This window comes from Flavobacterium sp., assembly GCF_027533505.1.
GTDB lineage: Bacteria > Bacteroidota > Bacteroidia > Flavobacteriales > Flavobacteriaceae > Flavobacterium.
In genome coordinates this window covers 136,917-160,244 of the sequence record NZ_JAPZUB010000037.1, presented here as the reverse complement: position 1 = coordinate 160,244, position 23,328 = coordinate 136,917, and the positions used below count along the sequence as shown (strand labels likewise).

19 protein-coding genes and 1 tRNA gene are annotated in these 23,328 nt (G+C 39.1%); 12 read left to right on the top strand and 8 right to left on the bottom strand.

All coding sequences use genetic code 11. The features are described from left to right. Positions 1 to 288 precede the first annotated feature (288 nt). A complete protein-coding gene (locus tag O9316_RS08990) occupies positions 289 to 1,641 on the top strand; it encodes an IS5 family transposase (protein WP_298203546.1) in 1,353 nt (450 codons plus the stop codon). A 156-nt stretch (positions 1,642 to 1,797) separates the two neighbouring features. On the opposite strand, the gene O9316_RS08985 is transcribed toward O9316_RS08990, so the two are convergent. Next, positions 1,798 to 1,873, bottom strand: a tRNA-Phe gene (locus O9316_RS08985). A gap of 99 nt (positions 1,874 to 1,972) precedes the next feature. Here O9316_RS08985 and O9316_RS08980 point away from each other — a divergent pair. The 6 genes from O9316_RS08980 (at position 1,973) to O9316_RS08955 (ending at position 8,273) form a co-directional block, all read left to right on the top strand. Next, on the top strand, positions 1,973 to 2,704 hold the full coding sequence (locus O9316_RS08980) for a type III pantothenate kinase (protein ID WP_298203545.1): 732 nt from the start codon (positions 1,973 to 1,975) through the stop codon (positions 2,702 to 2,704). Beyond that, the gene (locus O9316_RS08975) at positions 2,697 to 3,947 is read left to right on the top strand and encodes a hypothetical protein (protein ID WP_298203544.1); all 1,251 of its coding nucleotides are present in this window, start codon (positions 2,697 to 2,699) and stop codon (positions 3,945 to 3,947) included. The genes O9316_RS08980 and O9316_RS08975 overlap by 8 nt, the downstream gene beginning before the upstream one ends. A gap of 15 nt (positions 3,948 to 3,962) precedes the next feature. Continuing rightward, entirely contained in the window at positions 3,963 to 5,201 is a 1,239-nt protein-coding gene (locus O9316_RS08970; protein WP_298203543.1) for a hypothetical protein, read from the top strand. Then, positions 5,201 to 5,743 carry an LPS export ABC transporter periplasmic protein LptC gene (gene lptC / locus O9316_RS08965; protein ID WP_298203542.1) on the top strand — a complete coding sequence of 181 codons (543 nt, stop codon included), beginning with the start codon at positions 5,201 to 5,203 and terminating at the stop codon, positions 5,741 to 5,743. Before O9316_RS08970 ends, lptC begins: the two co-directional genes overlap by 1 nt. 4 nt (positions 5,744 to 5,747) lie before the next feature. After that, positions 5,748 to 5,948 carry a DUF6526 family protein gene (locus O9316_RS08960; protein ID WP_298203541.1) on the top strand — a complete coding sequence of 67 codons (201 nt, stop codon included), beginning with the start codon at positions 5,748 to 5,750 and terminating at the stop codon, positions 5,946 to 5,948. Positions 5,949 to 6,182: 234 nt separating this feature from the next. Continuing rightward, positions 6,183 to 8,273: a peptidylprolyl isomerase gene (locus O9316_RS08955; protein WP_298203540.1), complete on the top strand. Its 2,091-nt coding sequence runs from the start codon at positions 6,183 to 6,185 to the stop codon at positions 8,271 to 8,273. Positions 8,274 to 8,326: 53 nt separating this feature from the next. Here O9316_RS08955 and O9316_RS08950 read toward each other — a convergent pair whose 3' ends face one another. Together O9316_RS08950 and O9316_RS08945 are read right to left on the bottom strand one after the other, a co-directional pair. Beyond that, positions 8,327 to 9,244 (bottom strand): GYDIA family GHMP kinase, encoded by a 918-nt coding sequence (locus O9316_RS08950; RefSeq protein WP_298203539.1) that lies wholly within the window; start codon positions 9,242 to 9,244, stop codon positions 8,327 to 8,329. A 134-nt stretch (positions 9,245 to 9,378) separates the two neighbouring features. Continuing rightward, on the bottom strand, positions 9,379 to 10,716 hold the full coding sequence (locus tag O9316_RS08945; protein ID WP_298203538.1) for a hydroxymethylglutaryl-CoA reductase, degradative: 1,338 nt from the start codon (positions 10,714 to 10,716) through the stop codon (positions 9,379 to 9,381). Positions 10,717 to 10,883: 167 nt separating this feature from the next. Between O9316_RS08945 and O9316_RS08940 the strand changes: the two genes are divergently transcribed. The 5 genes from O9316_RS08940 (at position 10,884) to O9316_RS08920 (ending at position 18,321) form a co-directional block, all read left to right on the top strand. Further along, positions 10,884 to 13,052 (top strand): S9 family peptidase, encoded by a 2,169-nt coding sequence (locus O9316_RS08940; RefSeq protein ID WP_298203537.1) that lies wholly within the window; start codon positions 10,884 to 10,886, stop codon positions 13,050 to 13,052. A 26-nt stretch (positions 13,053 to 13,078) separates the two neighbouring features. Further along, positions 13,079 to 14,587, top strand: a complete 1,509-nt coding sequence (locus O9316_RS08935) for a peptide MFS transporter (protein ID WP_298203536.1) — start codon at positions 13,079 to 13,081, stop codon at positions 14,585 to 14,587. Between the two features lie 71 nt (positions 14,588 to 14,658). Further along, positions 14,659 to 16,311 (top strand): peptide MFS transporter, encoded by a 1,653-nt coding sequence (locus O9316_RS08930; RefSeq protein ID WP_298203535.1) that lies wholly within the window; start codon positions 14,659 to 14,661, stop codon positions 16,309 to 16,311. Between the two features lies 1 nt (position 16,312). After that, positions 16,313 to 17,785, top strand: coding sequence for a peptide MFS transporter (locus tag O9316_RS08925; RefSeq protein WP_298203534.1), 1,473 nt, complete (start codon positions 16,313 to 16,315; stop codon positions 17,783 to 17,785). A 32-nt stretch (positions 17,786 to 17,817) separates the two neighbouring features. Continuing rightward, entirely contained in the window at positions 17,818 to 18,321 is a 504-nt protein-coding gene (locus O9316_RS08920; protein ID WP_298203533.1) for a thioredoxin family protein, read from the top strand. On the opposite strand, the gene O9316_RS08915 is transcribed toward O9316_RS08920, so the two are convergent. The 5 genes from O9316_RS08915 to surE are packed head-to-tail and all read right to left on the bottom strand — an operon-like array spanning position 18,318 to position 23,242. Beyond that, positions 18,318 to 20,321: a ComEC/Rec2 family competence protein gene (locus O9316_RS08915; RefSeq protein ID WP_298203532.1), complete on the bottom strand. Its 2,004-nt coding sequence runs from the start codon at positions 20,319 to 20,321 to the stop codon at positions 18,318 to 18,320. The two genes, O9316_RS08920 and O9316_RS08915, sit on opposite strands and share 4 nt — an antisense overlap. A 24-nt stretch (positions 20,322 to 20,345) precedes the next feature. Continuing rightward, entirely contained in the window at positions 20,346 to 21,038 is a 693-nt protein-coding gene (locus O9316_RS08910) for a C40 family peptidase (protein WP_298203531.1), read from the bottom strand. A gap of 40 nt (positions 21,039 to 21,078) precedes the next feature. Beyond that, positions 21,079 to 22,194: a lipid-A-disaccharide synthase gene (gene lpxB, locus O9316_RS08905; RefSeq protein WP_298203530.1), complete on the bottom strand. Its 1,116-nt coding sequence runs from the start codon at positions 22,192 to 22,194 to the stop codon at positions 21,079 to 21,081. A gap of 3 nt (positions 22,195 to 22,197) precedes the next feature. Beyond that, on the bottom strand, positions 22,198 to 22,470 hold the full coding sequence (locus O9316_RS08900) for a hypothetical protein (RefSeq protein WP_298203529.1): 273 nt from the start codon (positions 22,468 to 22,470) through the stop codon (positions 22,198 to 22,200). After that, positions 22,463 to 23,242: a 5'/3'-nucleotidase SurE gene (gene surE, locus O9316_RS08895; RefSeq protein WP_298203528.1), complete on the bottom strand. Its 780-nt coding sequence runs from the start codon at positions 23,240 to 23,242 to the stop codon at positions 22,463 to 22,465. Before surE ends, O9316_RS08900 begins: the two co-directional genes overlap by 8 nt. Positions 23,243 to 23,328 lie beyond the last annotated feature (86 nt).

Sequence of the window (23,328 nt, the reverse complement as noted above, 5' to 3'; positions counted from 1 at the left end):
GGCAGTCCGTACCCATCGATTTGTCAGGACAACCCACAGGCGTGTTTCATATAACACTCCACACCGAAACAGCCTCCTATGCGTTGAAAGTAAGTAAACAATAAATCAAAAAGAAAAGAGTCGTGAATGCGGCTCTTTTTGTTTTAAAAAAAATAGGGATGCTTTAACTAGTCATCCCTTAAAAAACAAATAACTGCCTGATTGTTTTTTTATTACAATAAAATTTAGCTAGAAATAGATGATAATTATTGCCAAAAATGGTATATTTGAGTATAAAATAGTGGCAATATGTTAGGCAAAATAAAACCCGATTTACAACAAAATTTATTCAAAACTAGGCTCACAGACCTTATCAACCTTGGGCATCCGTTGGTAAAATTATCCCAAGAGATTTCTTGGGATAAAATGGAGGTTGAGTTCGAAAATTTATATTCGACTCAAGGAAGACCCTCTATTCCTATTCGTAAAATAGCAGGAATGTTGCTTTTGAAAGAAATGTTTAAAGAGAGTGATGAATCGGTAGTGGAACGTTGGATTGAAAATGCGTATTGGCAATATTTTACAGGAGAAGAATTTTTCCAAACCCATCAGCCTTTTGATCCATCAGAGTTTGTTCATTTTAGAAAACGCCTTAAAGAAAAAGGGCTAGAGTTTTTATTGAGCCAAAGCGTGTCGCTACATCCTAAAGCAAAAAACGAAAAAGAAGTTCAGATTGATACCACGGTTCAAGAAAAGAATATCTCTTTTCCAACGGATGCAAAATTAGCCAAGAAAGTAATTGATAATTGTACCAAAATAGCCCAAAAGGCAGGAGTTGTACAAAGACAAACCTACAAAAGAGTAGCTAAACAACATCTTAGAGATGCTTATTTTGGTCATCATCCCAAGAGAAAAAAGAAGGCTACAATGGCACGCAAAAAGTTACGAACTATTGGTCATCGAGTAGTGCGAGAGTTAGAAAGAAAATTGCCAGAGGAATTACAAAAGCAATACCAAGCAGAATTTACTCTCTACAAAAAAGTACTTACTCAAGGGCGAAACAGCAAAGACAAAATTTACAGTTTACACGAACCACAAACAGCCTGTATTGCTAAAGGCAAGGCACATAAAGCGTATGAATTTGGAACAAAAGTAGCTGTTGTAAGAGGTCGGAATACAGGAATAATCACAGCTGTAAAACGTTTTTTGGGAAATCCACACGACAGTAAAACTTTGGAAGAATCATTAGCACAAAGCGAACGAGTAAGAGCCAAAATTGGAGGGACAAGACCTGAAATTGCCAGTACAGACAGAGGTTTTAGAGGACAAACTCAGGTTGGAACCACGCAAATATTGATCCCCAAGAACAACAAAGAAAAGACAAAATACAAACAAGAGGTAGCAAGAAAAAGATTTAGAGCAAGAGCTGCTATTGAACCTACAATCTCACACTTGAAAAGAAATCATTCTTTAGGGTTAAATTTCCTTAAAGGAGTGACTGGAGATGTCCATAATGCACTACTAGCAGGAATTGGATACAATCTAAAGCTCCGATTTAACCAAATTAAAGAACTAATTATTTTTTGGTTACAATTATTGTTCAACTTTTTCACTAAAAATAAAACCACTATTTTAATGGAATTTAAAATAGTGGCTTTTTAAGGAATGACTAAATAGGGTCACAATCAAAAAAGTATAAGTTAAAAAAGCAAAAGATTTTAGTTCCTTTTCTTTTGGATATAAATTACGCTGTAAATTACACAGTGAAAAGAAAAAACCCTCAATAATCTATAGAAAATCAAGGGTTTGTAAAAACTGTGGTGGTACCTCCAGGAATCGAACCAGGGACACACGGATTTTCAGTCCGTTGCTCTACCAACTGAGCTAAGGTACCGTTGCTAATGCGGGTGCAAATATAGAATCATTTTTAATTTATCCAAAAGAAAAATCAAAAAAAATCTATTCGTATTTTTGCCTCTTAAATAACTGCTACATGCTTTTAGTCCTTGATTTTGGGAATACGCAAATCAAAGCCGCTGTCTTTGAGAAGTATACCTTGTTAGAAATGCTTCGATTTGAGGTAGTACAAGCGTCTCATTTGTTGGAATTAGTATGGCAACGTTATCCAAAAATAAATGCGGTTTGCTGTGCATCGGTTACGTTACAGCACCAAACAGTTTTGGAGAGTTTGCCAGAATCTTTGGAAAAATGGATCATCCAAAGGCATCATAAATTTCCTTTTGTTAATGCTTACAGTACACCTCAAACCCTTGGAATGGATCGAATGGTGTTGGCTGCGGGGGCTGTATTAGCATATCCTAACCAAAATCGATTGGTAATCGATGCAGGGACCTGTATTACTTATGACTTTATCACAGAACACGATGTCTACAAAGGAGGGGCTATTAGTCCTGGAATTAATATGCGTTATAAAGCCCTTCATGAGTACACGGCTCAACTCCCTTTATTAACGATTGCTGATGTGTTTCCGCTCACTGGCGATTCGACCGAAAAGTCCATTCATTCCGGGGTGCTTCAAGGTGTTCTTTTTGAAATTGAGGGTGTAATTGCACAATATGCTCAAGAAAATCATAACTTTAGTATAATTTTAACCGGCGGAGATGCCAATTTTTTGGCTGCTCACTTAAAAAATAGCATATTTGCCAATCCAAATTTTTTGTTGGAGAGCCTAGTACATGTATACCAATATCAACATAATGATTAAAAAATTTTTATTCCTTTTCGCAATATTGTGCTCCGGGGTGGTTATGGCACAACAAGGAACCAGCTCACCCTATTCGTTTTACGGTATCGGCGATGTTCGATTTAAAGGAACTATTGAAAACCGTGCCATGGGAAGTATCACAGCACACGGGGATAGTATTCACGTTAATTTGCAAAATCCGGCCTATCATTCGGCTATTCGATTGACAACTTTTGCCGTAGGGGCAACGTATGGGACCAACCAAATTGAATCCAATACGCAAAGTGCCAAAGCGCGCACTACTGCTTTAGATTATATTGCGGTGGTGATTCCAACAAAAAAAGTGGCTTTTTCATTGGGATTAATGCCTTTTTCATCCGTAGGGTATAATGTGTTAAATGATTTAAATTCATCGATTATTCGACAATATACGGGAACAGGTGGCATCAATAAAGTTTATTTTGCAACATCTTTTAGAGTGACCCCCAACTTTTCAATTGGAGCCGATCTTAATTATAATTTCGGAAATATTGAGACCAAATCCATCAGTGCTTTTCCTGGTGTAGAATTTGCCACCCGCGAAATTAATACCTCTAATGCCTCTGGGGTAAATTATAATATCGGTTTACGCTATCAAAAATTGTTTAAGAAGAAATATTTAGTCTACACAAGTGCTGTTTTCAGTCCCGAAGCCAATCTCACGTTTAACAATACGCGTCAATTAGCGTTAATTAATTGGACAATTGGCGGTGCAGAAACTGTGGTAACAGGGCAAACGCAAGATTTAGAAGTTGACGATACTAAAATTAAGTTGCCTTCAAAAATCGATTTTGGGGTTGGTTTTGGGCAAACCAACAAATGGACGATCGGAGCCAATATTTTGTTGCAAAACGCGAGTAATTTTGGAAACCGAAATAATGACATTACCAATGTGCGATTTGAAAATGCGACACGGTTCAGTTTCGGCGGTTATTACATTCCTAACTATAAATCGTTTTCAAGTTATTTTGACCGCGTAGTTTACCGTGCTGGACTTCGCTACGAGAACACAGGGTTGATTTTAAATGATAAGTCCATTACTGACACAGCGGCAACACTTGGACTTGGCTTGCCCGTTCGTGGGACTTTTTCAAACGTAAATTTTGTATTTGAATACGGTTCTCGTGGCACCCAAAGCAATAATTTGGTGAGAGAGCGTTATTTCAATATAGGATTCTCATTTTCGTTCAACGATCAATGGTTCCAAAGAAGAAAATATGATTAATTAAATGCATACGCAATGAAAGTAAACTGGACTTTATGGATGTGTATTTTTTGTGCTACTGTTTTTGGTCAAAAAGATTGTACGCTAACAAAAGATTTTGATACGGCCATTAACTTGAAGAATTTTGAGGAGGCCTCCGTGTTATGGAAAAATTATATGGCCCAATGTGAAAATAAGACGGAAGCTGAATACAAAAAAGGGGAGGTGATATATACCGCTTCCATTGAGAACGCCAAAGATCCGAAATCAAAAAAAAATGAAGTTGACGCTCTACTTGGCTATTATAACCAATACAATGCGTTATTCCCTAACAATGGAATGGAAATGTTTTCCAAATTAGCCTTTGTGATGTATACCTACAAAGATGATTTTAAAACAGAACAAATAAAAAAAGCCTTTGATCTTGCCTTTAGTGAAAAAAGAGAGTCTTTTCGTGAGCCATCCTATCTATTGGCCTATTTTGAAGTGCAATACCAAAATTATTTCAAAGAAGAAAATGGCGAACAAAAATTGCTTGCACTCTACTTTGATGTGGCGGCCAAATGCAATATAAACCGTCTAAAGTTTCCGGAGTTCTCCTCAGCATATGATGCGCTTCTTCAAACGATGCAAGTTCGCTTGAAAGATCAATTGAGTCGAATGAGTTTGGATGCCTTTGCGCACAAAGTGAATGATAAAGAGTTGTCAAATCCTTTTTGGATACAAGGATTGGTAGAAGCTTTAGCTAAGTTTTGTGAAATGGATCCCATTTTTCTGACACGCGCTGAGCAATCGTATCAATTGGAGAAAAATACTGCTACAGCTTATTATTACGCCGTTGCACTCAAAAATCAAGGAAGTTTAGACAAAGCCTTGGCCTATTTTGATGAATCGCTAACCTTGGAAAAGCCAGGTAAGTTGAAATCGGATCGTGCGTGTCAAGTTGCGATGTATCTTTTAGGTAGTGATAATAAAACCGCTATGAACTACCTCCAAAAAGCACAAATTGCCGATCCCAAAAATGCAAAAGTGAACTTGCTGATGGGCGAAGTATATGTCAATGCTATAAAAGAGTGTGATTTAGAGGGTAAACCTGCAGAAGCGGTATATGTGTTAGCTGCCAAAACGGTATTAAAAGCCGCAGAAGCCGACAAACGATTTGCTGCCGCTGCTCAAAAGAAAGCCGAGGAATACCGTAAAAAAGTTACTACGCCTGCAGGCAAAAAGACAAGTGTGGTGGTCGGGTGTTGGATCAATCAAACCGTAAACTGGTAATGAAAAAAGCGCTAGGGATACTCGGTGTCTGTATTGTTTTTTGGAGCGTTTTGGCTTGTGAAAGCAAGTTGCGTGAAGTCCAGAAATCAGTTTATGCCGAATTTACACCTAGCGGGGATGCCGATTCCATTCATGTCAAATACACCGATTCGGGGCGCATTAAATCGGTTTTGGAGAGTCCCAAAATGCTCGATTATGCTACCGTAAAGTATCCCTATACCGAATTTCCAAAAGGAGTTCGCGTTACCCTTTACGACAACAAAGGCGTTCCTACATTTGTCACCGCCAAATACGCCGTAAGTTTTAAAGACACCGACTTATTTGATCTACAAGGGAACGTAAAAATCAGTAACACTGCGGGTCAGGTTTTTGAAACCGAGCAGCTTTATTTCGATCAAAAAAACGAATGGTTTTTTACCGAAAGACGCTATAAATTTACCGATCCCAAAGGGGTTTCCTATGGCGAAGGAGTCGATTTTAGTAAAGATTTAAAAATTATAAACTCGCAACGAGTCTCAGGGGCTTTAGATAAAACAGAGTAACATTATGGGCTATTTGAAAATTACACAGTATTTGTATTTAGTGGCAGCGGGAATTTTTACTTTTGATGCGGTAACCCATTGGAACGACGAACCCAAGCCCTGGATTAGTGTTGGGATTGCCTTAGTTTCTCTTTTTTTATTCTTTTTTCGACGCCATTTTGCTAAAAAATTCCAAGACCGTCAAAACACCCAAGGCAGAAAATAAAATGCTATACTTTTCTGAGGGTTGAAGCCTTTGTATTTGTTAAAGTTAGGAATTTAAAAAAGCTAAAATTGGTTCCTATTTTCTCCCTATTTTTAAAAAATCGGTTGCAAAAACAGGCAATTTGAAATCATTCAAAAAAAAATTGCTCTCGAGCACAAATTATCCAACTACGATTGTAATTATTTCATAGATAATTGTATTTTCGCAGACTGAAATAAAAATATAGTAGATACAATGGCAGTTTTACAGAAAATTAGAAATCGTTCCGGATTGCTTTTACTGATTATTGGTTTTGCCTTATTGGCTTTTGTGGTGCAAGATTTGTTTACCAATGGATTGAGCCAACAATCGCGTGATGTAGGAAGCGTCAACGGGAAAGATATCGCCTTCGAAGATTTTAGAGTGAAAGTAGCGAATCTTGAAAAAAGCGGGCAAGGAGGTCAAATGACGCAAACGCAAGCTGCTAACCAAACGTGGGATATTGAAGTGAATAAAACACTTTTGGTCGATCAGTTTGACAAAGCAGGTGTTCGTGTAGGCGAAACTTTCAAATTGGAAACCTTCAAAAAAGACCCAAATATTGGTGCTAACCCAATGTTCCAAAACAAAGGGAAATTTGATTTGAATAAATTCAAAGAATTTTTCAAAAACAATCCAGAGCAAGCCAAAATGTTCGAGCAACAAGAAAAGGACATGGAGCTTAACGGGAAATTCCAAATCTACAACACCATGGTGAAAGCCGGGATGTACGTAACTCAAGTAGAGGGTAAATTCAAATATGCTTTGGAGCAAGATAAAGTGGACTTTGATTATGTAGGGGTTATGTACTCTTCAATTAAAGATAGTGAAGTCAAAGTAACCGATGAAGATATTACGGCCTACATGCAAAAACACGAAAAACGTTTTAAAGCGGAAGAAAGTCGTGAAATCGAATATGTATTGGTAGAAGATAAACCTTCAAACAAAGATCAAGAAGAAGCAAAGGCCAAAATAGTAGCGTTGTTAAATGCAACCGTTGAGTATAATAAAGAAACGGGCAAGAATGATACCTTACCGGGTTTTAAAACGACAACAAACATTGCTGAATTTGTAGCTAATAATTCCGATCGTTCTTACGATTCTACCTATGTAACCAAACAACAATTGCCTGCGGCTGTAGCCGATGCGTTGGTGAATTTACCTGTAGGTGAAATTTATGGACCTTACATTGATGGGGATTACTATTGTTTGAGTAAAATGATGGGGCGTAAAGCCAATGAAAAAGCTAAGGCAAGTCACATCTTAATTAGCTGGGAAGGTATAGATCGCGTTCAGAAAAAAGAAAAACGAACCAAAGAAGAAGCGAAAGCAAAAGCCGAAAGTTTATTGGCACAAGCAAAAGCCAACCCAGGTTCTTTCATGATGTTGGCTTTAACCAACTCGGATGACTCCTCAGCACAACAAGGCGGTGATTTAGGTTATTTCGGCCCTAACCAAATGGTGAAACCTTTCAATGATTTTGTATTCAATAATCCTGTGGGAACCATCGGTTTGGTGGAGTCTGAATTTGGATTCCATATCATCAATGTAACCGATAAGCAAGATGGTATTCGTTTGGCAACTATTGCTCAAAAAATTCAACCTTCTGAAGCTACTACCAACGATGCTTACACCAAAGCAACTCAGTTTGAAATGGATGCAGCGAAAGGTGATTTTGCCAAACTCGCTAAAAAATCAGGGTTAAAAGTGGAGTCTATCAAAGCTAAGGCGATGGATGAAGCTTTAGGTGCTGCAGGTAACCAACGTCAAGTGGTGAAATGGGCCTACAGTGAAGATACCGCCATTGGTGATGTAAAACGTTTTGAAGTAACCAATGTAGGTCACGTTATTGCGCGTTTGAAAAAAATTAATCCCAAAGGGTTAACGCCGATTGAAGATGCACGTCCTTCGGTTGAGGGTATTCTTAAAAACGAGAAGAAAGCGCAATTGATTATGGCTAAAATGAAAGGAAATTCCTTGGAAGCTATTGCCAAAGCCAATAAAACTACTGTAATGAACATTCCTGCGGTTTCTATCGAGAGTCCGATGCTACCCAGCGTAGGGATGGAAGCGAAAGTAGTGGGTACTGCTTTTGGAACACCTAAGAATAAGATCTCCGAACCTATTGAAGGTTTGTCAGGTGTGTATGTAGTCAAAACCAAAGCGGTGACCAAAGCACCAAAAATCGCGAAATACGATGAGTATGTAACGCGTTTAAAACAACAAGCTGCTCAAAATGCAAATCGAGTGATTCCAACCTTGCGTAACGCAGCCGATATTCAAGACAATCGTATAGAATTCTATTAATAGATTCAGAAATACATAAAAAATCCCGAAGAAGCACTTCGGGATTTTTTTATTTAGGAAAGAATCATTTTTGCATAGGGAACCACCACAGGATATCCATTTTGGGTGAAGTAATCGGTTGGATTTTCTTGAGAAACCACCAAGACAAAATCACCGCCCCAAGCTCCCAAACTTTTAATCACCCCATCAAAGTCAGGAAAGAGAGCTTCTTGGATTGTCATTTCTTCGAGTACATCACTTAAAATGATTTCATGTTCCCGCAGTGCTTTCGCAAATTCTTTGGGATGTTGTGCCGCGATTACCCGTTGTGTAATAGCATTAATCTGTAGAATTGTTTTTTCAATATTACCTTGTTTGTCCAAATAGGCCGCAATCGCCGCTTTCGAATTTCTTTTTTGATTGAGGTACACAAAAAAGAGATGTTCCGTAAAAGCTGGTGCAAAAGACACCGTTTGAATAACAGGTTGTTCGTTTTGCAATTGATAGCGTATTGGGGCGTTGTTTTGCGCACAAGCCACATCGTAACCACTCCCCCCGAAACTTCGTTTTAACAGCGTAAAGGCGTCCACTTCTGCCCATTGTGCGATATTATTTATCAAGGTGGAGGAGGTGCCTAATCCCCAATTTTTGGGAAAACTTAATTCGGTTTCGATTTGGAATCCCGCAGCTTGATGTAAAAACTCAGCATTCATTACGTAAGCTTCATGAAGGATCTCAATAAGCGTATTTTTAATAGTTGCTGCGGCATCTTCTTTTGTTTTTCGGATGATGGATTCCAATGGAATGGTGGCTTCAAACCAACAGCTTTTATCGCAATCAAAACTGGTCCATTGAATGCATTGGTTCTCACCCGATCGAACCTGCAGGGTTTGGCCAAAGCGTGTCGGTAAGGCAAGCGCTTGTGCTCCGTCTAGAACGACATATTCGCCAGTGATGAGCAATTTTCCGTTGCTATAAAACGATTGTTTCATGTTGGGTGTTTTGGAATCTAGTTTTTCTAATTAGCCCGGATAGAGCCGATATCCTCCCCCGACGCGAGGAGGGGGAGATACAGGCGAAAGCCGGAGGGGTGTGGTGCAAGACGAACATGTTCTTGCTCCTTATTTTACTTCCGAAGTTGTTCAATCAATTCCACCACCGAAGCGTGCGTAACCGTTTGTTTGGCAAAGTGTGCGTGAATGGTATTGCGTTCGTCGGCTGTGGCTTGGTATTGATTTAAGATATTGTTTAAGTGCATTTTCATGTGTCCTTCTTGAATTCCGGTAGTCGTTAACGAACGCAAGGCGGCAAAGTTTTGTGCCAAGCCGGTCGCTGCAACAATTTGCATCAGCTCTTGTGCTGTGGGTTTGCCCAGAATCTCTAAGGCTACTTTCACCAGCGGATGCAACGAGGTGAGTCCGCCCACCGTTCCTAGGGCTAGGGGGACGTCCATCCAAAAGGTAAAGCGATCATTTTCGATTTTGGCATGCGATAAGCTGCTGTATTTCCCATTTCGAGCAGCATAGGCATGAATACCTGCTTCGACGGCTCTAAAGTCATTACCCGTAGCCAAAACTACGGCGTCGATTCCATTCATAATCCCTTTGTTGTGGGTAACCGCACGGTAGGGTTCGATTTCGGCAATGGTGACTGCTTGCACAAATTTTTCAGCAAAGGCATGTCCGTTTTCAATAGCACCGGGTCTACCTGGGGGAAGACTTTCGGCCAAATCGGCTAGGGGACAAGAGACTTCGGCGCGCACTACACAGTTGGGAACATAATTCGACAAAATACTCATCACGATGGTGATGGCTTTTTCTGCATCGGTAAATGTAGGTTCTTCAGCAGCCAAACGGCACAAGGTTTTGGCCATTTGTTCCAAACAAGAGTTGATGAAATTGGCCCCCATACTATCTTTGGTGTTGAAGGTAACATGCAACTGAAAATAGTGTGCCAATTCGCTACTTTTATCGCGAAGTTCAATATCCAAAATGCCGCCACCCCGCTTATTCATGTTACGCGTAATGGGTTCGGTATCTTCCAAGAATTGGGGTTTTATTTTATCAAAAAACGGTTGAAGTTTTTCGTGCGAACCTTGAAATAAGAAGTGTACTTGTCCTATTTTTTCAGTTGCAATTACTGAAGTTTTAAATCCGCCACGGGTGCTCCAAAACTTGGCTGCTTTGGCGGCGGCGGCTACCACCGAACTTTCTTCAATAACCATGGGTACAGAATAATAGGTACCGTTGATATTGAAGTTGGGTGCGATACCCATTGGGAGGTAGAAATTGGTGATGGTGTTTTCGATAAACTCATCGTGCAATTGTTGCAGTTTTGTATCCTGATTCCAGTATTGTTTGAAGATTTTTTCAGCCTCTTCAGGGGTGTGGAAATAGGTTTGTGCGATCCATTGGATTTTTTCCTCTTTGGATAATTTTGAAAAACCAGAAACGGCTTGATTCATTTTCAATCGATTATAATTTAGTACAACAAAGATACATCTTCAACCCTTTTAATGACGTAATTTTAAGGAAATAAAATGCCTTGTTTAGTTGTATTTTGGCTAAAAAAATAAGGTAGTTTGCTTTTTTTTCATTAAAATTGAACTCGATAATTTTCATTTTTTGAATTATGCTAGTAAAAAGGCTTATTGCTTTATTTTTATTCGTTGGGATTGTCTCTTCAGCCCAGCAAAAGGTAACTATTGAAGAAATTTACACAGGTGCTTTTCGCGCCAAAGGAATGGATGAATTGCAGGCCATGAAGTTGTCCAACCAATATACTGTGTTAAACACTGATCGCAGTTCCCGAAGTCAGCAAATAGACTTGTATGATTATGCCACTTTTAAAAAGATCAGTACGCTTTTGGATACTAAAAATCACAAAGCCTTATCCGATGGTATCGACAGCTATACTTTTAGTTCGGATGAAAAGCAAATTTTGATTGCCAACAATTCCAATCCTATTTATCGCCATTCTTTTACGGCTGATTATTATGTTTATGAGGTCACATCCAAGTCCCTTCGCAAAGTTTTGGAACAAGTGCAAGAACCTATCTTTTCGCCTGATGGAACAAAAATCGCGTATGCCAAAGCCAATAATTTATATGTATACGACCTCGCTTCTGGTCAATCTACAGCGTTAACTACCGACGGGCAGAAGAATGCTATTATTAATGGGATTGCCGATTGGGTGTATGAGGAGGAGTTTGCTTTTGTGCGTGCTTTTGATTGGAGTAAGGACAGTCAAAAAATTGCCTTTATCCGATTTGACGAACGGGAAGTGCCCGAATTTTCAATGGATGTGTACGGCAAAAATTTGTATCCCAACCAAGAGCGCTTTAAATACCCCAAAGCGGGAGAGAAAAATGCATTGGTTTCTTTGCATATCTACGATTTGAAAACCGCCACAAAGAAAGAAGTAAAGTTATCTCAATACAACGATTTTTACATTGCGCGTATGCGATGGACCAATGAAGCCAACGTGTTATGTGCACAAGTCTTGAATCGCCATCAAAACAATTTGGATCTGCTTTTCATCGATGGAACCACAGCAGATGCTAAAGTGGTTTTGAATGAAAAAGACAATGCGTATGTGGATGTTACCGATAACCTCACCTTTTTGAAAGACAACAGTTTTATTTGGACCTCTGAAAAAGACGGGTGGAACCACATTTATCTTTATGACAAAACAGGAAAATTGAAAAACCAAGTCACCAAAGGCAATTGGGAAGTCACCGCTTATTATGGTTTTGATGAAAAAACGAACACAGTGTTCTATCAATCCACCGAGAATGGTTCCACACTGCGCGATATCTACCGTATCGGCTTAGACGGCAAAAAGAAAGTGAAGTTGAGTAATCAAGCGGGAACTAGCGCAGCAACTTTTAGTCCCAATTTTGAATTCTTTATCCATTCCTTTTCCTCGGCCACTATACCCCCTACTCACACTTTGAATCAAGCTAAGGATGGAGCGCAAGTACAAATGATTGTCGAAAATTCGGCTTTGATAGAAAAACTCAAAAAATACGATTTACCCATCAAAGAGTTTTTGGTGTTGACTACCGAAAAAGGGCACCAACTCAATGCCTGGATGATCAAGCCTAAAAATTTTGATGCCACCAAGAAATACCCCGTATTCATGTATCAATATTCGGGTCCGGGTTCGCAACAAGTGGCCAACGACTGGTTGGATACCAACGATTATTGGTTTATGATGTTGGCACAACAAGGCTATATTACGGTTTGTGTTGACGGTCGAGGCACCGGATTCAAAGGGGCGGCTTTCAAAAAATGTACCCAAAAAGAATTGGGGAAATACGAAGTAGAAGATCAAATTGATGCCGCCAAGGTAATAGGTAACTATGCCTATGTTGATAAAAACCGTATCGGTATTTTCGGATGGTCGTATGGCGGATTTATGGCGAGCAATTGTTTGTTTAAAGGGGCAGACGTTTTCAAAATGGCCATTGCGGTGGCTCCCGTGACCAACTGGCGTTTTTACGATTCGATTTACACGGAACGCTATATGCAAACACCTCAAGAAAACCCATCGGGATACGATGAGAATTCACCCATCAACCACGTCAGTAAGTTGAAAGGAAGTTTCTTGTTGATCCATGGAACCGCCGATGACAATGTACATGTACAAAATTCAATGCAAATGATTGAGGCCTTAGTGCAAGCCAACAAACAATTTGATTGGGCCATTTATCCCGACAAAAACCATGGCATTTATGGTGGGAAAACGCGGTTACAACTCTACACCAAAATGACCAATTTTATTAAAGAGAAACTATAACTAACCAGTAAATAAAAATAAACTATATGGAAAACAATGCTGTAAAAACGGGACACCCTAAAGGATTGTACTTTTTGTTCTTCACAGAAATGTGGGAGCGATTTAGTTATTATGGAATGAGAGCGATTTTCATTTTATTTATGACTAAAGTATTATTGATGAAAGATGCTGATGCTTCTGAAATATATGGAAGTTACACAGGTTTAGTGTACTTGACCCCACTTTTAGGGGGTTATTTGTGCGATAAGTTTTTAGGAAACCGAAGAAGTATTGTAATTGGAGGCCTTTTGATGGCAATAGGACAGTTCTTTATGTTCTTTAGCGCTTCCGTAGGAGCAAATGGTGGTGTTTCACTAATGTGGATGGGTTTAACTGCTATAATAATTGGAAATGGATTCTTTAAACCGAATATATCTACTATGGTAGGCCAATTATATCCAGCAAATGACAGAAGAATTGATAGTGCTTTTACAATTTTTTACATGGGTATTAATCTAGGAGCATTTTTTTCACCCTTAGTTTGTGGATCTATGGATTTCAAATGGGGATTCCTAGCAGCAGGTGTTGGAATGTTAATTGGCTTATTGGCTTTTATCGTAGGTCAAAAGAAATATTTAATATCAGAAGACGGAAAAGCGATTGGATTACCGGTAAAAAAATTAGATGTCAAAAATATAGCAATGATTATTGGATCTATTGCAATTATTTTTTTCATGTTAAATTTTAAGCAATTGTTTAAAAGCAATGTTGATATCATTAGCTATTTAATTTATGGTGCAATGGTTGCGATGCCAATTTTAATTTTTAGTGACAAAAGTTTAACTAAAATTGAAACACAACGAATTACTGTAATTTTCATCTTGGCGTTCTTCGTTATTTTCTTTTGGGGAGCTTTTGAACAAGCTGGCGCTTCATTGACATTGTTTGCTGATAGACAAACCGAAAGAACAATTTTTGGTTGGGAAATGCCAGCCTCTTATTTTCAGTCAGTTAATCCATTGGCAGTTATTGCTTTAGCTCCAGTAATGACAATTGTTTGGGGATTCTTATACGCAAGAAAATTAGAACCTTCATCTCCTAAGAAAATGGCAATTGGACTCGGTTTAGTTGCATTAGGATATGTGGTTATAGCGATAGCAGTAAAAGGGTTAGGAATTGGTGAGAAAGTTTCCATGTGGTGGTTATTTGGGTTATATGTAATTCATACAATGGGTGAATTATGTTTATCGCCAATTGGTTTGTCAATGGTTTCTAAACTAGCACCATTGCGATTATCATCTTTAATGATGGGAACATGGTTTTTAGCTAATGCTGCAGCAAATAAGTTTGCTGGAACCTTAAGTGCTTTAATTCCAGGAGGTGAAGATGGAACTGGTGGGGCAACATCATTCTTGGGATTCCAGATAACGAATTTATATGAGTTCTTCATTTTATTCATCATTATGTCTGGTGCAGCCGCTGCGATTCTTTTTGTATTGAGTTCTTGGTTAGAAAAAAGAATGCATAACGACCACATCGAAGGACAACCAGAATAGATTAGGATTTAAATGTTTTTTATATCTTTCAAACCTGTAAGTGAATTACAGGTTTTTTTAATTTGAGTATTATGAAAAATAAACACCCAAAAGGATTAATGTTTTTGTTTTTTACCGAAATGTGGGAGCGTTTTGGTTACTATTTGATTATAGGGATTTTTGTGTTGTATATGATTGATCCTACATCCACAGGAGGTTTGGCATTCTCCGATAAATATGCAGACGATATTTTTGGAACATACATTGCCCTAACCTATTTAACCCCATTTCTTGGAGGTTATTTGGCAGACCGATTTTTAGGGTATTTCAAAGCAATATATTTAGGTGGGTTTTTAATGGGATTAGGCTATATCGGTTTAGGATTCCATGATGTTACAATGTTTTATATTTCTATGGCTTTGATTATTGTGGGTAATGGATTTTTCAAACCAAGTATTTCTACTTTAGTAGGTAATTTATATTCTACAGATGAGTTTAAAGCCAATAAAGATGCGGGTTATAATATTTTTTACATGGGCATAAATCTCGGGGCTTTTCTATGCAACATAGTTGCTGCATTTATGCGAAATCAATACGGATGGGGAGCTGCATTCACTACGGCAGGTATAGGAATGTTTTTGGGGTTAATTATCTTCTTTTTAGGAAAAAAACATCTAGAAACCGCCAATGTTATGAAACCAGTTCAGGAAGGTGATATAAGTTTGAGTAAAATTTTAGGAATGGTTTTTTTACCCGCAATATTGTGTGGAGCTATTGGATGGATAATTCCAGGAAATATTTTTAAAAGTGATTCAACGGATGCCTTTATTTTTGCATGTATTCCAGTCATTATATTTTATGTACGGTTGTATTTAAAAGCAAATAGTGAAGATAAACGACCATTGGGTGCTTTATTAGCCATTTTTGCTGTTGGAATGTTATTTTGGGCTGTTTTTAAACAAAACGGGACTGCATTAACACGTTGGGCAAATTATTACACGGATCGACAAGTTACAGGAAAAACAGAAGAAGCATTATCCACGATTTATTTGGTGGAAGAAAAGGATTATCAAACTAAAGAAGTTCAAAAATATGACAATCAGTTTCAAGCGGAGAAAGATGCCAATAGTAATCCTATAAAAATTCAAGGAAAAGATGTTTATTTTACCAATGTCTCTCCCGAACAAAAGAAAGTTTTAGAATCAAATCCTGAACAAAAGGTTTCGTTAATTAATACCGAACTTTTTCAATCGGTCAATCCCGGTTGGATTATACTTTTAACCCCATTTGTAGTTGGATTTTTTGCATTGTTGCGAAGAAAAGGGAAAGAACCTTCAACACCTTCTAAAATTGTATTGGGACTATTTATCTCCTCTCTTTCTTGTCTAGTGATGGTGGTTGCAGTTTATTTTGGAAGTAACGGAGCAGTTAAAGTTTCCCCTTGGTGGCTTGTGGCAACTTATGGAGTTATAACTATAGGAGAGTTATGCTTGTCTCCAATGGGATTATCAATAGTCTCTAAGTTAAGTCCGCCACGATTAACAGCTCTAATGATGGGTGGATTCTTTTTATCAATATCAATTGGGAATAAGTTATCGGGTGTTTTAGCAAGTATGTGGTATGATTACGAAAATAAATCGAATTTCTTTATCGTAAATGCTCTGTTACTTTTGTTTGCAACAAGTTTAGGTTTGCTAATCCTAAAAAGATTAAATGCTGTAATGAAAGAAAAAGGCTTAAATTAATATGCAAACAATACAAGATATTCAAAATTTCGAGGGCAAGTACCCAAAACAACTTTGGTATTTATTCTTTAGTGAAATGTGGGAGCGCTTCTGTTTTTATGGGATGCGCGGTATGTTGACATTTTTCATGGTTGATCAATTATTAATGAAAGAAGATGTAGCCAATTTGCAATACGGTGCTACACAGGCTTTTGTTTATGCTTTCACATTTGTGGGCGGCTTATTTGCCGATAAAATTTTAGGATACAGAAAGTCATTGTTCTGGGGAGGTCTTATGATGATTGTTGGAAGTATAATTTTGGCCATCGATCCAAAACAATTTTTCTTTCTAGGAATTGCATTTACCGTTATTGGAACAGGTTTTTTTAAACCAAACATTTCTACTATGGTTGGAACGTTATATAAAGCCAATGATTCAAGAAGAGATGCTGGCTTTTCATTATTCTATTCTGGAATTAATATCGGTGCACTTCTTGGGGGCTATGTATGCATAGCTGTTGGTAAAAATTATTCATGGAATATCGCTTTTGGTTTAGCCGGAATTGTGATGATAATTAGTTTGATTACATTTTTATTCACCCAAAAGAATTTGGCAACAATTGGACTTTCACCTTTACTACACTTACAAGAATCTAAGCGAAAATCCTATGAGTATGCCACCTATATAGGGACATTACTGGCTATTCCTTTAATAATGACAATGGTTTCAAGCCCTGAGTATACGGATTATTTCATGTACACCATTGGCCCAATAACTTTATTGTATTTAGCTTATGAAATGCGAAACTTCTCACTTCAAGAAAATAAGAAGTTGATAGCAGCCTTAATTTTTATACTATTTTCAATATTTTTTTGGGCTTTTTTTGAGCAAAGTGGAGGTTCCTTAAGTTTATTTGCAGCTAACAATCTTGAAAATGATTTTTTTGGAGTTAATTTAGAACCTAATGGTGTCAATAATGCTGCAAATTCACTTTTCGTTATCATTTTTGCTCCTCTTTTAGGGCTAATTTGGATTTGGTTGAATACCCGTAAATTCGAACCCAATACGGTTGTAAAATTCGGACTTGGATTCCTATTCTTAGCGCTAGCTTTTTATATTTTTTATTACACAAGATATTTCGCTGACATTAATGGAATGACATCCTTGGAAGTATTTACTTTAGCTTATTTCATCATCACATTTGGAGAGCTATGTTTGTCACCTATCGGATTGTCAATAATGACTAAACTTTCCCCTGAGAAATTACAGGGGATGATGATGGGAATGTGGTTTTTGGCCAGCGCGTATGGGCAATATGTTGCAGGCATTTTGGGAGCTGGAATGTCTATCACAAATGAAAAAGCCACTAAATCCGAAAAATTAATTGCTTACACCAACGGCTACCAACAGTTGGCCCTCTACGCATTGATTGCTGGGGTTGTACTCATAATCATTTCGCCTTTGGTCCGAAAATTGATGCAGGATGTGAAATAATTTGTAACTTTCGAACGTAATTTACTTTTGTTATGAAAAAAATAGTACTTGCTTTTTTGTTGCTTACAGGATTACAGTCCCTAAATGCACAAGAAGGATTAACCTGGCATACCGATATTAATAAAGCCATCGAACTTTCGCGCACGGAGCAAAAACCCTTGTTCTTATTCTTTACCGGAAGCGATTGGTGCGGATGGTGTATCCGTTTGCAAACGGAAGTTTTTAAAAAACCAGAATTTATTCAATGGGCAAAGGAAAAAGTAATCTTGGTTGAACTCGATTTCCCACGACGTACTCCTCAAACCGATGCATTGCGCCAACAAAATATGCAATTGCAACAAGTCTTTCAAGTACGAGGGTACCCCTCCGTGTATTTGGTCAAACCCACTGAGGTCAATGGTAAAACCAATTTTGAACAGTTGGGTCAAACCGGCTACGTGGCAGGTGGCCCCGAAAAATGGCTAGCAGGCGCCAACGAAATGCTTACGCGCTATGTGCCCGACCCAAATCCTAAAAAAGATAAAAAGAAAGCTTAATATACGCTAAACGATCCCTTTTCTGAAGTATCATGAAAAGGGATTTTTAGTTGATAACAGCACTCTTTCCACGATTTTCGCAAATGATAGGCATTGCTTCCATCAAGCACAACCCAATCCGGGCGATGGCGTCGTAACCACAATTCGGGGCCACACCGCGGATTATTGGTAACAATCAAGATATGGGGACGATTTTTAGGGAAACGCCCTTTCTCATCGACCAATGCTATTTTTTTTCCGTTCAGCCAAAATCGATTTTGTCGCAAGTCTTGCTTTGCAGAAGGAGCAATCCATCGGGATAAAGCAAACGCTTCGAGGGGAATGAGGTAGGCATTAGTGGTTGCTAAATATTGATATTGATGGTGCTGCTGCTGCGCAATTAGAGTAGCTTTTCGTTGATGGAAAAGAATCCATGCCTCGTTTTGCCAATAGTAATGCCGAATACCGAGAATCGTTAATTGAAAAACCAGGATACTTCCTAAGAAATTTCTACAACAATTAAAGTTCCGTTTTTCCAGCGCAAAAACTCCCATTACGATAACACTATACAAAAGAAACATAGCCGTCAGATTCATCGGAATGCCACTCCATACCATTTCTTCTTGTTCGGAAATGATGCGAATGATTCCATTCATAAGATTCAATGCCCACTGTACTAATTTTAATAAGGGCGTCCAAATCCAATTAAAATACGCCATCACCACGCATAGTAGTCCCAAACCCATCAAAACGCCCATCCCCGGTAATAAAAGCAAATTAGTCACGAAGAATAGCCCCGGAAATTGATGAAAATAATACAGCGACAGGGGCAATGTACCCAATTGTGCCGCTAAGGAAACAGAAAGTAAGTCGCGTATATACCGTCCTATTTTGGACTGCGGTGACCAAAGATTTTGCAAAATAGGATGCAACCAAAGAATGAAAAAAACAGCAGTATAACTCAGTTGTAGTCCCACGTCCCATAGCGCATGGGGTTCCCAAAGTAAAATGAGAAATAAAGAAGTAAATAAAGTGTTGTAACTATTACTGCTCCGTCGAAGATATTCTCCCACAGCAAGTCCCGAAAACATCACCACCGAGCGCAATACAGAGGGGGCTAACCCCGCTAAAAATCCAAACGACCAAAGACCAAGGACGACCATCACAATTTTTAAACGTCGAAACCTTCGGGTATTCGGAATGGGTTTGAGTAATGTTTGTATAAATATCAGCACAAAACCGACATGAAGTCCTGAAACCGATAAAATATGTACTGCCCCCGCTTTTTGATAGGCTTGAATTAGATCGGCATTCATATCTTGCTGTTGCCCCAAAATCAGCGCCATAATGAGTGCCAAATCCGATTCATTCAAGTGTTTTTTTAAACGTTGATAAACCGTTTGCCGAATGCCATCAGCTATAGAGGGGATACTTTTTTGGGGAGGGCCAAGCCATTTCGCATTGGTGACCAAAAGTTGTCCATACCAATGCTTGTTTTTTAGATAAGCGCTGTAATCAAACTGCCCCGGATTTGCGGCGGTTTGCAAAGGAAGGAAATGTCCCGTTACGCCGTACAATTCTCCAATTTTATAGATTTGCTCATTTTTAGGGAACCCCACAACAATTTTCCCCACCGTTTTTTGGCCGTTCCCCTCATGCACCTCTGCCACATAGCGAGTTCGTGTTTTTGACGTGCGTAATTGTGATTCTAATGTTACAACAAGGGTGCAGGTTTGCGATTTTTTGAGGAAATGCGTAAAATGATAAGGATTTCGTTCCGGAACATCCATAGCAATTCGCATCCCGCCGACACCCACAAATACAAGTAATAGTAGGCCCCCAAGCGCGTACGGTGGCGTTATAAATTTTCGCGTGTAATAATGGATAACTCCTACGGTAAGCGCTGAAAAAAGGATACCGGATGCCCATAAAACAGGTGGAATAACAAATAGTTTTCCGAGAAAAAGTCCAATAATAAAGGCAAGGGTAACTCGAATCAGCGGAAATTGAATGGCTTTCATATTCCGGTGTTTAGATGTTACGATTTACTCGATAACCCTATTCACCTGTGCAAAAGTTCGTTGATAGTAAGGCTCTTTGGTGGAGGAGACAACAACGCCTAACTGAGTTGACGAATGTACAAATTTTATTTCATCGGCCAATACTTCCGTAATCATTCCCACATGATTTATGGTGCGGCGTCCATTCGTTCGGAAAAAAATCAAATCCCCACGACGGTATTCATTTCGATCCAAAACCCGACCAATACGGGCCATTTCGTGAGAACTTCGCGGGAGAATTATATCAAAAGTTTTGAAGGTCGTAAACATCAAACCACTGCAATCAAATCCGTTGCGACTCGTTCCACCACCGCGGTAGGGTGTCCCGAGATAATCCATTGCATTATTGATTAATTGTTCTGTAAGGTAGGGCGTGTCGTCACTGGTAACCACAATATCCTCGTCGTTTTGATCCAAAATCAAGGGCGTTTTCTTGGGTTTGGTTTCTGAAACTCCTTCAGGTTCTCGAACAACAGCAATTGTTTTTACTTTTTTGGCCGTTGTTGCGGGAGTTGGATTGGCTGTTGTTGAGGCTACTCCCGTAGTACTTTTGGGCGTGTAAGGCGTATAAATTTTCTTTTTTTGCGCTTCTTTTTTGGAAGTGACAATAGCCGTTTGGTTGGGTTTGCAGGAAACCAAAAGGAGTGCGACGATGATGTAATTCCAAACTTTAGGCAAACTCAAAAATTTTGGTAAAGATAAAACAAAGCCAGCTAAATTATGCTGTTAAAATGTTCCTAATATGTGTTGCCGTTCGTTGGCTAGCGCCTCCACCGCCTAATTTCTGTTCCAATTCAATATAGTTTTTGATCATTTTTTCGCGCGCTGGTCCCGAAAGAATTCGCAAAAGTTCAGTATGTAAACGCTCCCGATTGAGATCGTTTTGAATTAATTCCGTGACCACAGGTTGATCCATAATTAAATTGACCAATGAAATGTATTTTAAAGTGATGATTCTTTTGGCAATTTGATAGGATAAAGGATTGGCTTTGTAACAAACGATTTCGGGAACTTTAAAAAGGGCGGTTTCGAGCGTAGCAGTACCCGAGGTTACCAAAGCCGCATGCGCACAGGATAGTAAGTCATAGGTTTGATTCGCTACAAATCGTACCCGCTCTGAATCCAAGAATGGGGCATAAAAAGCATAATCCAAACTCGGAGCGCCAGCAATAACAAACTGGTATTCAGGAAAGTCGGGAACAACCGAAAGCATAATTTCGAGCATTTTGGAAACCTCTTGCTTGCGACTTCCGGGCAATAAGGCGATAATCGGACGATCGTCCAGTTGTGCCTGGGTTCTAAATAATTTCTCGTTGGTAGGTGTACGCTGTTGAATAGCGTCCAAAAGAGGATGGCCTACAAAATGCACCGGATAATGGTGTTTTTGTTCAAAATAGTTTTTTTCAAAGGGTAAAATAACATACAACGCATCTATGTCGCGTTTGATGGCTTTGATTCGGTTTTCTTTCCAGGCCCAAATTTGAGGCGCAATGTAATAATGAGTTCTGAATCCTTGTTGTTTTGCCCATTTCGCGATACGCATATTAAATCCAGGATAGTCGATAAACAAGATGAGGTCGGGTTGAAAAGCCTGAATGTCTTTTTTACAAAAACGAATATTTTTTAAAATCGTCCCTAAATTCATCACCACCTCGGCAAATCCCATAAAAGCCAAATCGCGGTAGTGCTTGACCAAAGTGCCTCCAACAGCCTGCATCAAGTCACCACCCCAAAAACGAATTTCTGCTTGTGGGTCCTCGTTCAAAAGCGCTTTCATTACATTTGAACCGTGTAAATCGCCCGAAGCTTCGCCAGCTATGATATAGTATTTCATGGGTTAAAAAAATAAGGTGGAAAGGGTGAGTACAGCTACGGCAAGAATGATTCCATAGCCCATTGCTTCTTTTTTTCGCGAAAGCAAAATAAAAAAGGGGAGCAAATTCAACAACGAACCTAATGCGATGTATTTCCCCAATAAATCGCCATTTTGAAAGGATTGCCAATGAAAATTCGGACTTACTAAGGAAAAGAGCAATGCGACCAAAAGCAAGCCTACGCCGGTGGTAAGGAGCCCTATTGCAAAGCCAAGTATAAGTTCTTTTTTATTCATTTTCGAAATTCCAACGGTTTAAAATAGGAATGGCATGGTGTGCGGTAAGGTCAAATTGAACGGGTACGATGGAAACAAACCCATGCGCAAGTGCCCATTCATCAGTATCTTCTCCTTTGTCTAAATTAATAAATTCCCCCGTCAACCAATAATATTCTTTACCAAAAGGGGACTGGCGTTTATCAAATTTTTCTTGCCAATACGCATGCGCCTGTCGGCAAATACGAATGCCTTTGATGGCCTCAGACGGGAGGTTTGGGAAGTTCACATTCAACACAGTGCCCGATGGTAATCCCTCCTCAAGTACGCGTTGCACGATGCTTCGAATGTAGATTTTTGCAGGCTCAAAATTAGCTTCCCAACTGAAATCTTGCAAGGAAAAACCAATAGCAGGTATCCCTTCGATGCCGGCTTCAACAGCTGCACTCATGGTGCCCGAATAAATCACATTTATGGATGAATTGGATCCGTGATTGATGCCTGAAACGCAAAGATCAGGCTTCCGTTTGATCAATTCATGTACGCCCATTTTGACACAATCCACGGGAGTTCCAGAGCAACTGTATGCCGTTATGTCTGTGCCAAACGGACTCCCTTTTTTTACATGCAACATGTCATTTACCGTAATGGCGTGTCCCATACCACTTTGGGGACTGTCGGGCGCAACGACTACCACTTCACCTAAGGTTTGTACGACCTCAATGAGGGCTCGAATTCCTGGAGCTGTAATTCCGTCGTCGTTGGTAACTAAAATCAAAGGTTTGGATTCCATAATTCAAATTGAAGTTGTAACAAAAGTACATATTTTGGGACTCATTGGGGACATTTTTCCTAACTTTGGATCGTAGTCTGAGTTTA